Raw genomic sequence first — 12,381 nt, 5'->3', positions numbered from 1 at the left:
TGTGCCCCTTACCCCAGGGGCTTTTTTTGTTTCCGCCGGACCTTTTGGGCATACCGCCTCAGGCCGGCTCCGGGTGATAGCTGCAGACGCGGTTGCGGCCGGACGCCTTGGCTTCGTAGAGTGCCCGGTCGGCGCAGGCCAGCAGGATGTCCAGATCGGGCCCGGGGCAGTCCCGCAGGCGCGCGACGCCCAGACTGACGGTCATGGAAATCGTTTTCGCCTGACCTGAGACCCCGTCCACCTGTCCGGGAAGGACCAGCGGACTGGTCGCCACCAGCGCTCGCAGGCGCTCGGCGATGTCCCGCACGTTGCCGCCCTCCTCGTCCTCCAGCAGGATGGCGAACTCCTCACCGCCCACACGCGCGATCAGGTCCACTTCGCGGATGGTGTCCTGCGCCCGGGCGACAATGTGCCTGAGCGCCTCGTCGCCAACGCCGTGACCGTGAGCGTCGTTGATGCGCTTGAAATGATCCACATCGAACAGGATCAGCGCCGCGCCGGTGTCGCGGCGGGTCACCCGCTTGAGCAGCCTCTCACCCTCGTCGAAGAAATGCCGGCGATTGCTGATGCCGGTCAGCGCGTCGGTGTTGGCCAGTTCCTGGAGCTGGCGGATCATCCGCTCACGCTCGGCGCGCAGGCGCTCGCGCATGGCGATCTCGTCGCGCAGACTCTTGTTGGCCAGCTCCAGATCCTCGGTGCGCGCTGCCACCCGGTCTTCCAGCGTGGTGTTGAGCAGCCGCAACTCCTGCTCCTGGCCCTTGAGGCCCTGAATCAGCCGGTTCATGGCCCGGGACAGCACGTTCACCTCGTCGAAATCGTCCCGCGGCGAGATTCGCGCATCGCGCCGGCCTTCGTTGATCGCTTCGGCCTCGTGGGTCATGTCCAGCAGCGGGCGGGACACCCGCTGCGCCGCCAGCCAGGCCAGCATGCAGAACACCAGGGCCGACAGCAGGCCGGCGACGATGATGCCGTTGCGGATGTGGTTAGCGGGTTCGAAGGCACTGCGCGCCGGCTTGCGCAGCAGCACGGCCCATTTCAGCCCCTCATACTGGGCGTGATCCCGGGTCTGGCTGTACCCCACTAGGTAGCGTTCGCCGTCGGGCCAGGTCTCGACCATGTGGCCGGTCTCGCCACTCAGGGCAGCGCGGGCGGCGTTGGTATCGAGGGTGGTGCCCACCGTACCGGGCGGACCCAGCAGGACCTGGCGGTCGATGGAGACCACCAGCAGCTCGGCGCCCAGGCGACTTTCCAGTGGCACGATGATGCCGCGCTCAATTTCCTGGATCCAGGACCAGTACAGGTGCGCGCCCAGCACGCCAATCTGCTCCCCGGAGACCGACGAGTACACCGGAACCGCCACATCGATCAGCCGTAGCGGCGCAGCCCCGGCCGACGCCAGGATCTCGGCCAGCATTTGCGCGTCGTGCACGTCGCCCAGGTAGGGACCTTCCAGCCCGGCCCGGAACCAGGGGCGGTCCGCCACGCTGGCCCCGGCCAGCACACCGCCGGAGCTGACCAGCACGCGGCCGTCCACACCGGCCAGCCCCAGCCAGGCGAACTTGTCGTAGGTGGCCTGGAGCGAGTCCAGCATGGACCGCACGTGAGCGTACTCGCCCTTCCCCGCGTCCAGCGCCAGTACTCCGGAAAGCCCCAGCAGATCGCGATAGCGCTCTTCCAGCACCATCTCGATCTTGTCGCGCATCTGCAGGGAGACTTCCTGGAGGTTGGACCCGACGCGATCGCGCAGCTCGCGCACGGCAATGTCCTGCGCGAACGCCACGATGATCAGCGTCAATGTCACGGTCAGCAGACCAAACAGCAGCGTCAGCCGCGTCTTGAGATTGTTGTTGATGGCACAAACCCGGCGCAGGGGGTGAAGGCCTGATCATCCTGATGACCTCACTCGATTTGCCCGGCGGGGCGTCCTTGACGTCCGGGCACCATTGGTGAAGGCTATCCGGGCCCGTTTCGAACGCGACTCCATGCGGCTGCCGGAAGCAGCACCCATAGTTTAGTTCTTCATATACCCATTTTCCCGAAAGGATCCGCCATGACCGACAGCAACGCGCACCGACCGGTTGCCGACTCCGCCATCGAGGACCACGTCTACAAGGTCTTCCCCAACGATCTCAACGCCCACCAGACCGCATTCGGCGGCATGATCATGGCCAAGTGCGACCGGCTGGCGCTGGTGGTGGCGGAGCGGCATTCCGGGCGGGTCTGCGTAACCGCGGCGGTGGATTCCTTCGCTTTCCGCGCACCGGCCAAGGGCAACGACACGCTGATCTTCCGCGCCTCGATCAATCGCAGCTGGCATTCGTCGATGGAAATCGGCGTACGGGTGGTGGCGGAGAACAGCTACACCGGCGAGGAACGGCACATCGTGTCGGCCTACTTCACCTTCGTCGCCCTGGACGACGCCGGTGAGCCGGTCGATGTGCCGGAAGTACTGACGCAGACAGACAGGCAGGAACGCCGCTATCGCGAAGCGGATTTGCGGCGGGAAGCACGCCTGAAAATGCGGGCCGACATCAAGCGCGCCCGAGCCAACGACCCCAGCGCGCCCTGACCGAACAGCCTCTCACAGGCGGGATTCAGTGGCGGCTGGCCCGGGCCGCCACCTGGCCCGGCAGCGGCTGCCATTCGGGCACCGGCGTCCGGCGCCGCTGCGGCTCGCTTTCGACGATATGCGGGCGCTCGGACCAGTGCAGGATATCCAGCGAACCGTCGAATCCTTCCACCAGCGCCGTGCAGTGCTCCACCCAGTCGCCGTCGTTGCAGTAGAGACCGCCCGTGCCCTGGCGAAAGCCGGCCGAGTGGATATGGCCGCAGATGTAACCGTCGTACTGGCCACGTTCCGCGGCGGTCAGGGCCGCCATCTCGAAACGCTGGATAAACGCCTTGGCCTGACCGATGCGCGTTTTCACCCAGGCCGCCAGCGACCAGTAGGGTTTCTTGCGCAGTTTGCGCCAGAGATTAAACCAGCGGTTCAGGCGCAACAGCAGGCCGTGAGCCCGGTCCCCCACCAACAGCAGCAGCGGACTGCAACGCACCACCTGATCGAACTGGTCGCCGTGGCAGACCACGAAACGGCGGCCGTCGGCGGTGGTGTGCACGGCTTTGTGCAAAAGCTGGATACCGGCCAGGGTCTGGCCGCAGAAGTTGCGCAGGAATTCGTCGTGATTGCCGGGCACGTAGATCACGCGGGTCCCGTCGGCGGCGATCCGGACCAGCCGCTGAACCACTTCCTGATGGGACTTGGGAAAATGAACCCGGCGCTGCATGGCGATCAGGTCGATGATATCGCCCACCAGGTAAAGCGTTTCACATCGTACGTTGTCGAGAAAGTCGAGCAGGTATTCGGCCTGACAATCGGCCGACCCCAGGTGAACGTCCGAGATAAACACGCTCCGGTATTGATGCATCCGCCTCCCCCTCGCTGTGGCGCATTGGTCTGACACCGCCAGCGTCCCGCCATGGCGTGACAGCGCCGTGACGATTCGGGGACAGTTGCATGAAACGGCCGGGGAAGGCGCTTTTGTCCGCCCGCTAATGGGACTATGCTGGAGGACACATCTTGGCAACGGGAGCCCGCCCCTTCGCCGGCGGCGCCCGTCCAGAGGAGGTCGCATCGATGTTGCTCAAGCACCTGCCCACCGGGCATCTGGTCGAAACCAGCGATCTGACCACGCTGACCAATCCCTGCAAGGACACCGTGGAGGCCCGCTTCCTGTGGGGCGAGGAAACCCAGGATCCGGAAGCGTTCAGCAAACAGGCCCTGGTGTTTCCCTCCGGCGAGCAACTGCCCCACTGCTGGTGGGACATCCACTACCAGGAGGAAAGCCTGGTGCCCCACCGCGCGACGGCGGCGGAGCGAACACCGGGTTATTACGGCGCCTGACGAGGCGCTTCAGGACGGACGTGGAATGCTGAGGATCTCACCAAAGGTCATGTATTCACTGCCGCCCAGACGGCCGATCGGCTGAATCGCTTCGGCGTCGATCCTGAAGCGGTCCTTCTCGTCGCGTGTCGCGGCGGCATCGTCCACATACAGCTGGCTGACCTGGCCGAAGATCACGGACTGACGATTGGGCCCCAGCTCCTGCAGCTGGTAAAGCTCGCACGCCAGTGCGATCTTGCAGTCCGCCAGGCGCGGTAGATCGAAACCGTCGAACGGCACGGTTTTCAGGTCGTTCTGGGCCACTTCGGACACGCCATGGGGGAGACTCCGCGCCGTTTCGGTCATGGTGCGGGCCAGTTCATCGTGCGCGATATGGATCACGAACTTCTTGCGCTCCTCGATGTTGACCCGGGTGTCTTTGAAGTCGCCGTCCGGCTTGCGCCCCACCGAAAGCATGATCAGCGGCGGATTGGAGGTCACTGCCGTGAAGAACGAAAAGGGCGCGAGGTTGTAGTCTCCCTCCGGGTTCTCCGACAGCACCCAGGCCACGGGCCGCGGAATCAGGGACTGAGTCATGCAATGGTAGACCCGGTCGCTGGGCATCTCCGTGAAATCGATAATCATGGGTAGGAACTCCTATCTATGAAGGGAACATGTCATGCTCTGGAAGGAACCTGTCGTGAAAGAAACATGGCCTCACGAGGAAAATGCATCGCGACGGGAACGCGCCCGGGGCACGCCGCGGATCAGCGGCGAAAGGCCCGGTAGACGGTGAAGCGTTTGTCCTCGCCCAGGGTTTCACAGGGACCGACGTGGCGCTCGATCAGTTCCGGGTACGGCAGGAAGCTGTTGGCCACGATACGTAATTCGCCCCCGGGCAACAAATGGCGTGCCGCGTCCCGCAGGAAGGCTTCGGTCATCGACGTATCGGTGCGCACACCGCTATGGAACGGCGGGTTGCTGACCAGCAGGCGGTAGCTATCCTCGACCGCCGCGAGCCCGTCCGACGCCCAGACCCGGCCACCAACCCCGGCTCGGGCGTAGGTGGCCCGGGCACAATCCACGGCCTGGTACTGCACGTCCACGGCATCCGGGTTGAGCCCGTCCTGACGCTTGGCCAGCCAGGCACCGATAACGCCCGCACCACAGGCGAAATCCAGAACCGGCCCACGCACCGCCTGGCCATTGAAAGAGCCCAGCAGCAATGCGGTCCCTTCGTCCAGCCGGCCATCGCTGAAGATGCCGGGAAGTCCCGCCACACTCAGTTCCAGACCACCGACACGCACTTTGTGCCAGCTGCGCCAGGCATCGATGTCGAACCCGGACAGCCCGGCCGGCACCGGCGCTTCCCAGACCTGGCAATGGCGCGCACTGTCAATTTTGGTGGCGTCGGGAAAAGTAAACTGCATGACCCGGGCGCCGCCGGCAATGCCCTCTTTCTTCTCGCCGATCAAAAACACCCGGCCTCCGGCTTTTGCCAGATGCCCCGCCAGCGCCAGGCGCAGCTCCAGTTCCGGACGCGACTTGGGCATGAAGATCACCGCCGAGTCCACGCTGTCGCCCGCCAGTGCATCGTCGTCGTAGCCGAACAGTGGCGTCCACCCCTGCTGGCCCTGCCAACGCTGGAAAGTACCGAAATGCTCGGTGATCACCGGCCCGGGTTCGACGGGCAGATCGGCGAGGATCGCCGCATCGTCCAGGCCAATCAGCGCCACCCTTCCGCTCAGGGACTCTCGGTTTCTTAGCAGGACATCGTGGGTATTGATCATGTGTTTCCCGTCAACCAGTTACCAGGAGCGCTACTTTACCGGATCACCTGCGCCGGGTCGCGCCCGACTTTTCGAGGCCCCATCCAGGCAGAGGCCCGCGCCAGGCCTCGCCTCCCAAACGTCACCTACTCGCCACTGTAACGGAATGTCAGCTGCCGATAGTAGCGCGCCGCCACCATCGGCGAGTCCGGCACATCAAAGCGCGGTACCGCGCGAATGGCCTGCAGGGCACTGGCATCCAGTTCCGAGTTGCCGGACGATTCTGCCAGCCGCGCCGACAGCAGGTATCCCGACGCGTCCAGCTCAAAGGCGATGACGCCACTCTCATAGGGACGCGCGCCCAGCGGCCGGCGAAAACGCGCGTCCACCTGCGCCTGCATACGCTGGAGGTACCGGTTCACCATCTGTATCCGGCGCTTCTCCAGTTCGCTGGTCGGATTGCCGGCATCAACGCCGGACAGTTCCCGGTCCGACAGGGTGTCCATGCCGCTGGTCGCCTTGGCCGCATTCGGCTCGCGTCTGGGGGCCGATTCGTTGCTGCGCGCGGTGGTGACCGGCGGTTGCGCGGCTTCAGCGGCGGGTTTATCCGGTTGTCCTCGAGACAATTGAGGTTTGGAGGACTCCGCGGCTTCCACCTTGGGTTGGGCCGCTGGCTCCTCCCCCTGGACAGGCTGCTCTTCCACCGGCGACTCGAAATCCGTGCCCCGAAGGTCGGTTTCCTCGGCATTATGGCGTGGCAGATGCTGACGCTGCTCAGGCTCGGGTGTCGGCGGCTGTTGTGGCACCGTCTCAGGTTCCGGGGGTGCAGGCTCGACCATGGTCACGGTCAGGGATGACGTGGGCGCAGGCGCGTCGGAACCTGGCCAATCCAGGCCCGGCCAGGGCACCAGCAACAGCAGGTGGCAGACAATGCTTAACCCCAGCAGCCACAGGAAGCGGCGCCGGTAAAGGCGGGCGTTATCAGGGTTCGGGGGAGACGCGTCGGCTGCCGTCATCGTGACCTGGGCCGGGAAAAATAACCAATGGGATCATCTTTCCACAGCCACAGGGGAATGTCGAACCATCCTGCGATGGCGCGCCACGACGTGGCGAGGCGGTCACTGAACTGACGGCGCCGACCTACTTGCGGCGGCCAACGATGCCGACTCTCAGGGCATCCTGGGGAGACATGTCCCAGTCTTCCTGGCGGACCTCGTTGGAGGTGTTGTGGTGAGGAGTATCCGAGGACACTGCGGCGTTCTGTTTATCGTCCCTGCTGTTCTTCAAGCGATCGAACATCTGCTGCATCTTCTTTCGCATGGTGCATACCTCTGTCTGTCACACGACGCCAATGGCCGCTCCCAAGAGACCCGAGACCGATCTGGCAAACCGGCGGCAACCTTCCGTGATTGCGCCGTCACCCGGCCATTCAGGCGACGCGGACGAAATCTGATTCAAAACCGGATTCCATTATCGCGCCGGAACGGGGACGATATAGTGAACCGTTTCACGTCATTTTACAATTAGCCTGTTTTTACAATCCGTTACAGGCAATGATCCGGAGCACGGGATGGCGTTTCGGGACACAGGACGCAGCCCCGGTTTCCACGGGCCGTCCTAATCCGGTAGGTTTTCAGGCCATCCATTTCCACACGGGGAACAGACAATGCGCGTACTGGTAACCGGCGCCAACGGCCACATCGGCAGCCATGTGGTGAAGCAACTGCTGGAACAGGAACATACGGTGCGGGCCTTCGTTCGCCCCAGCGCCGACCTGCGGGGGCTGGAAGGTCTGGATGTCGACCGGTTTCCCGGTGACATTATGGACGCCGACTCGGTCCAGCAGGCGGCCGAGGGCATGGACGCCATCATCCACATGGCGGCGGTCTACAAGACCATCGCCGAGTCGCCGGACGAGATTGTAAAACCGGCGATCGACGGCGCACGCCATGTGTTTGACGCGGCACAGGCCCATGGTATCGAACGCATCGTCTACACCAGCTCTGTGGCGTCGGTCGGCTTTTCCTACGATCCGTCGGAGCTGCGCACCGGCGACGACTGGAACCATGATCCCAACAATCCCTACTACATCGCCAAGACGCGCAGCGAACAGGCCGCCCAGAAGCTGGCGGAGGAAACCGGCATCCATCTGGTGGTGATCTGCCCCGCCATCGTGCTGGGCCCCGGCGATTACCGCATCACGCCGTCCACCCAGTTGGTCATGGACTGGCTTAACGGCAAGGGCCAGACCTATCCCGGCGGACTTAACCTGGTGGACGTGCGCGATGTAGCGGCGGCGCACGTGGCCGCCCTCACCCGGGGCGAAAACCGGCGTCGTTACGTGGTGGGCGGAGAAAACATCGAGGTGAAAGCCATCGCCGCCCTGCTCAAGCAAATGACCGGCATCAAGCCGATTCACTTGCCGATCGGACGTGGGCTCCTGCTGTGGAGCGCGAAATGGACCGAGCGTGCCTGCCGGCTGCTCAAGCTCGCCCCGCCGTTCACCTACGACCTGGTGTACGAGGTGGCGGAGCGCTACGCCTACATCGATACCCGGGAAACCAACCAGACTTTGGGCCTGGCGCCAAGACCCTCGCGGGACACCCTGCGCGACGCCATCGCCTGGCTACTGGAACAGGACCGATTAAAGCCCGAGGTGGCCGAGCGGGTGCGTCAGGCCCTGCCAGCCTCGCCGTCAATCAGCGCACCCAGCTCCTCGCGGTAGCGGTGTTGGAGACGGGACAGGCGCCAGTCCGCAACGACACCGACCGGGCTGGATACCGGAGCCGCCAGCAGGCTTGCGAGCGTATCGGCCGCCGCACTGGCTTCGCCTTCAATCGAGACCCGATCCCCGGTATACAGGCAGGCGGCGGGCACGTATTCGGGGTAAGCGAGACGGTCCGGCGCCAGCGGCAGGCAGCCGGCGGCCATGGCTTCCAGCATCGCCAGCCCCTGGAAATCGTGGAGCGCCGTCGAGATCACCACATCCGCCTCGCGCAGCAGCGCATCGTACGCAGCACGATCCGGCAGGAAACCCCAGGCGCGGATGCGATCCGGAAACCGCTGGCGAATGGCCTCGAAGGCTTCCGGCCGGCGGCGGAACTGCTCCCCCACCACACTGATCCGGAAATCCAGTTGCCGGCGATCCAGCTCCGCCAGCAGTGCGAGCAGGCGATCCGGCCCCTTGTCGTATTCCCAGCGATGATTCCAGAGCAGATGCGGCTGAGTCCGGTTCATGTCGGTCTTGCGTTCGACGAACAGTCGATCCGGCACCGGCACCGGCAAAACCGTCGATTTCACCCGAATGCGCTCAACAACGCCGCCAGGCACACGGTCCGGTAAACGCTTCAGCAGCGCCGCCACACCGTCCAGAAAACTGGTGCGGTTCCACTCACTGTTGAACGCGATGCGATCCGCCGCCAGGGCGCTGTAGAGGGTCACCATCTGGTGATCCACACTGGCGTGCTGGTCGCCGGAATCGGGATAGGCGAACTGATTCTCATGCATGTACAGCAGGACGGGCGTCCGCGCCAGGTGAGGATGGAACGCCCGCAGGCCAGCCAGATCCACCATTGAGGTGGCGACAATGGCATCCCAGGATTCCGACAGGGCCGGCTCGTCCAGCCAGCTCAAGGCGTTGCCGCGAATGCGCCAGCGGAAATACCGGGGCGGCAGGATCAGGCTCTGCCAGTCAAAATCGGGCTGGCTCGCCACCAACTGCTCGCGCCAGCTTTGGTGACTGCCGGCGTCGTAGCCGGACAGGAGCAGGAGGCGCGGACGTGACGATGAAGGGGTTGTCGGAGTCATGGGCGCATTCTACCGGACACGGGCCCGTACGCATGCCCCCGCGCTTAACAACAAACCCGACGATCAGCGGGAATGCATCGGCGGTTTTGAGGCGGCAGGGGCAACGCCCGGTTGCGACGCGTCTCCCAACGTAGGCCCACGAGCCGGTCGGCGGCGATGGCGGCTCATGACCGCCCGGACGAGATTCAGTTGGCGCAAGGTCATCGATCAGGCGCAGCGGCCGAGCGCAGGCTATGTGGCCCGCGGCAGGAAAAGCAGGCCATGAAGATCCGATAAATGGAGAACAGGCAAATGCAAAGCAGGCAGACACCTGCGACCGGGGATCGATGCGTCATGGAGCGTGCGTTCAAATGAGGGGCCTTTCGTCCAAAACATCATTAAACGACACTGGTGTGACAGTTTGGCGACAGTTGTGTGGGCGTGACCGGACTCGCGGTACGACAGCCCGGGCTCGGGTTATCCCTTGTCACGACTTTCCGGAACGTTGCAAACTGGGTAAAGACCATTCCCCGGGCGGCTTGCTTCTGCCCGCCCCAGCCAATTCGGAGCGACTATCCTGAACGGGTTCAAGATCGACAATCGCTATAACCAGTTGCCAGAGCATTTCTATACGCACCTGCAACCCACACCGCTGCAAGAACCGAAACTGGTCTGTTTCAACGACGAGCTGGCGGCATCCATGGGCCTGGATCCGGCGCAAAAGCAGGACTGGGTCGCCGTGGGCGCCGGTCAGCAGCTGTTCGAAGGCATGGACCCGCTGGCCATGAAGTACACCGGTCACCAGTTCGGGGTCTACAACCCGGATCTGGGCGACGGTCGCGGCCTGCTGATGTGGGAAACCACGGGTCCGGATGGCCGCCGCTGGGACTGGCACCTGAAGGGCGCCGGCACCACGCCCTACTCCCGTTTCGGTGACGGCCGGGCGGTATTGCGCTCGACCCTGCGCGAGTACCTGTGCAGCGAGGCCATGCATCACCTGGGCATTCCCACCACCCGCGCCCTGTTCATGGTCAGCGCCAAGGATCCGGTCATGCGCGAGTCCATCGAGACCGCCGCCACGCTGATGCGGGTGGCGCAGTCCCACATCCGCTTCGGGCATTTCGAGTACACCGCTTACCACCAGGGCCCGGAAGACACACGCGTGCTGCTGGACCACACCATCCGCCTGCACTTCCCGGAGCTGGAAGCGCTGCCCGAGCCGGAACGCTATCGGCGCTGGCTGGAGGAAGTCGTCACGCGCACGGCCCGCCTGGTGGCCCAGTGGCAGGCGGTGGGCTTCTGTCACGGGGTCATGAACTCCGACAACATGTCGATCATCGGCGACACCTTCGATTACGGCCCCTACGCCTTCCTCGACGACTTCGACGCCGGCTTCATCTGCAACCATACCGACCAGGGCGGGCGCTACGCCTACAACCGTCAGCCGCAGATCGGCTTCATCAATTGCCAATACCTGGCCCAATCGCTGGTGCATGTCATGGAGGCGGACGAATTGCGCAAAGCCCTGCGCTGCTACGAGACCACTTACAACAGCACCTTTGAATCGCTGATGAAGGGCAAACTGGGGCTGGAAACCGAGGACGAGGGCGACATGAGCCTGATCATGGACCTGTTCAGCCTGATGCACGAACAGCGGGTCGACTACACCCGCTTCTTCCGCGGCTTGTCCACCCGACACAGCCGCGGCGATGCCCCGGTGCGGGACCTGTTCGTGGACCGCAGCCTGGCCGATGACTGGCTGGCGCGGTATGAAGCGCGACTGCAGCAGGAAACCGCCGCGGGATCGCAGCGCGAGAAAGCTATGTGCGCAGTGAACCCCAAATACATCCTGCGCAATTACCTGGCCCAGGAGGCCATCCAGGATGCCCAGACCGGCCATTACGAAACCGCCCACCGGCTGCTGGAAGTGCTCAAGCGCCCCTTCGACGAACAGCCGGAAAACGAGGCCTACGCCGCCCTGCCGCCGGATTGGGGCAAGCACCTGGAGATCAGCTGTTCTTCGTAACGTTTTCTCTGGCAGCCACCGGCCCAAATGATCGGGAGGACCATGCCATGGCAACCGCTTACAAGGAATATCCGGAATACCGCCTGGCGGAGATCCACGTGGAAGGACGCGTATCGATGGAGGATTTCGAGGACATCGCCGGCCGCCTCGAAGCGTTTATCCTCCACCATGGACGCGTTCGGCTGATGGAAGTGGTGCGGGATTTCGACGGGTTCGACCTGTCGATCCTCAAGGATGCGATCCGCTTCGACCGGGAGCACCTGAAGGACTTCAGTCACTGCGCGGTCGTCTCCGATTCAGGCTGGATCGGCCCCTTCGCCCGGATGATCGCTCCGTTTCTCAACATGGAGCTGCGCGTGTTCGGGATCGACCAGATCGAGGATGCGCGGCGCTGGCTCCGGGAAACGGAATAGGCACCGACTCCGACCGCTGCCGGTATAGCGCGATCGTGCGCAGCAAGGATTCCGGACGGTGCCGACGGCCTGCCTCAGTAGTGCGGCGGCGGCACTTCCTCCTCTTCGCGACGGATATTGGAGGGGGAGACGTCGTCCAGCTGCTTCTTGAGCAGTTGCTTGGCTTCCCACAGTTCGCGCATGTCCAGTTCCTGCCGCGAAATCTGGTCGCTCAGCGTGGCGATCAGGTCATCCTGGAAAGCGACGCGGGTTTCCAGTTCAATCAGTCTCGTCTCAAGCTGTTCCCAATTCATGTGAAGTACTCCTGTTCCTTCGGGCCCCGGGCTGGGTCGTTTGCAAGGGGATCTGTTATCATGCTGCGCTTGCGGATGCCCCGGCGCCATGATCAAGCCGGGCCCCGCGACTCTGGTTTTGTCTGATCGCCTATTTTACGCGAAGGCTGCGCCTTTTGGTTCCCCATGGCGTACCGATCAGACGCTTACGATTTGACTGATTTATTGATGGAGA

General features: G+C 63.9%; 13 protein-coding genes. 5 read left to right on the top strand and 8 right to left on the bottom strand.

The annotated features are described in order from the left end of the window. Positions 1-58: 58 nt before the first annotated feature. Positions 59-1,801 carry a sensor domain-containing diguanylate cyclase gene (locus DKK67_RS07775; RefSeq protein ID WP_162628781.1) on the bottom strand — a complete coding sequence of 581 codons (1,743 nt, stop codon included), beginning with the start codon at positions 1,799-1,801 and terminating at the stop codon, positions 59-61. Positions 1,802-2,050: 249 nt separating this feature from the next. On the opposite strand from DKK67_RS07775, the gene DKK67_RS07770 reads away from it, so the two are divergent. Beyond that, positions 2,051-2,569 (top strand): acyl-CoA thioesterase, encoded by a 519-nt coding sequence (locus DKK67_RS07770; RefSeq protein WP_111495813.1) that lies wholly within the window; start codon positions 2,051-2,053, stop codon positions 2,567-2,569. A 25-nt stretch (positions 2,570-2,594) separates the two neighbouring features. Here DKK67_RS07770 and DKK67_RS07765 read toward each other — a convergent pair whose 3' ends face one another. Then, positions 2,595-3,425 carry a UDP-2,3-diacylglucosamine diphosphatase gene (locus DKK67_RS07765; protein ID WP_111495812.1) on the bottom strand — a complete coding sequence of 277 codons (831 nt, stop codon included), beginning with the start codon at positions 3,423-3,425 and terminating at the stop codon, positions 2,595-2,597. A 209-nt stretch (positions 3,426-3,634) separates the two neighbouring features. Here DKK67_RS07765 and DKK67_RS07760 point away from each other — a divergent pair, with 209 nt between their 5' ends. After that, entirely contained in the window at positions 3,635-3,901 is a 267-nt protein-coding gene (locus tag DKK67_RS07760; RefSeq protein WP_111495811.1) for an acetyltransferase, read from the top strand. Between the two features lie 9 nt (positions 3,902-3,910). On the opposite strand, the gene DKK67_RS07755 is transcribed toward DKK67_RS07760, so the two are convergent. From DKK67_RS07755 to DKK67_RS07740, 4 genes are all read right to left on the bottom strand, one after another. Next, the gene (locus DKK67_RS07755; protein WP_111495810.1) at positions 3,911-4,525 is read right to left on the bottom strand and encodes a flavin reductase family protein; all 615 of its coding nucleotides are present in this window, start codon (positions 4,523-4,525) and stop codon (positions 3,911-3,913) included. A 122-nt stretch (positions 4,526-4,647) separates the two neighbouring features. Next, entirely contained in the window at positions 4,648-5,670 is a 1,023-nt protein-coding gene (locus tag DKK67_RS07750; protein WP_111495809.1) for a class I SAM-dependent methyltransferase, read from the bottom strand. Between the two features lie 125 nt (positions 5,671-5,795). Then, positions 5,796-6,665 (bottom strand): cell envelope integrity protein TolA, encoded by an 870-nt coding sequence (locus DKK67_RS07745; RefSeq protein WP_111495808.1) that lies wholly within the window; start codon positions 6,663-6,665, stop codon positions 5,796-5,798. A gap of 124 nt (positions 6,666-6,789) precedes the next feature. Further along, entirely contained in the window at positions 6,790-6,969 is a 180-nt protein-coding gene (locus tag DKK67_RS07740; protein ID WP_111495807.1) for a hypothetical protein, read from the bottom strand. Between the two features lie 346 nt (positions 6,970-7,315). Between DKK67_RS07740 and DKK67_RS07735 the strand changes: the two genes are divergently transcribed. Next, positions 7,316-8,374: an NAD-dependent epimerase/dehydratase family protein gene (locus tag DKK67_RS07735; RefSeq protein WP_111495806.1), complete on the top strand. Its 1,059-nt coding sequence runs from the start codon at positions 7,316-7,318 to the stop codon at positions 8,372-8,374. On the opposite strand, the gene DKK67_RS07730 is transcribed toward DKK67_RS07735, so the two are convergent. Continuing rightward, a complete protein-coding gene (locus DKK67_RS07730; RefSeq protein ID WP_111495805.1) occupies positions 8,323-9,456 on the bottom strand; it encodes a tRNA-queuosine alpha-mannosyltransferase domain-containing protein in 1,134 nt (377 codons plus the stop codon). The two genes, DKK67_RS07735 and DKK67_RS07730, sit on opposite strands and share 52 nt — an antisense overlap. A gap of 553 nt (positions 9,457-10,009) precedes the next feature. Between DKK67_RS07730 and DKK67_RS07725 the strand changes: the two genes are divergently transcribed. Together DKK67_RS07725 and DKK67_RS07720 are read left to right on the top strand one after the other, a co-directional pair. Beyond that, positions 10,010-11,461: a protein adenylyltransferase SelO gene (locus DKK67_RS07725; protein ID WP_407657833.1), complete on the top strand. Its 1,452-nt coding sequence runs from the start codon at positions 10,010-10,012 to the stop codon at positions 11,459-11,461. A 47-nt stretch (positions 11,462-11,508) separates the two neighbouring features. Then, entirely contained in the window at positions 11,509-11,874 is a 366-nt protein-coding gene (locus DKK67_RS07720) for a SpoIIAA family protein (RefSeq protein WP_111495803.1), read from the top strand. A gap of 74 nt (positions 11,875-11,948) precedes the next feature. On the opposite strand, the gene DKK67_RS07715 is transcribed toward DKK67_RS07720, so the two are convergent. Then, positions 11,949-12,167 carry a SlyX family protein gene (locus DKK67_RS07715; RefSeq protein WP_111495802.1) on the bottom strand — a complete coding sequence of 73 codons (219 nt, stop codon included), beginning with the start codon at positions 12,165-12,167 and terminating at the stop codon, positions 11,949-11,951. Positions 12,168-12,381: the final 214 nt, after the last annotated feature.

It is taken from the genome of Marinobacter bohaiensis, from assembly GCF_003258515.1.
In the GTDB taxonomy this organism is placed as follows: domain Bacteria; phylum Pseudomonadota; class Gammaproteobacteria; order Pseudomonadales; family Oleiphilaceae; genus Marinobacter_A; species Marinobacter_A bohaiensis.
Note: the sequence above shows the minus strand (reverse complement) of the source record. Positions and strands in the feature narration are given on the sequence as shown.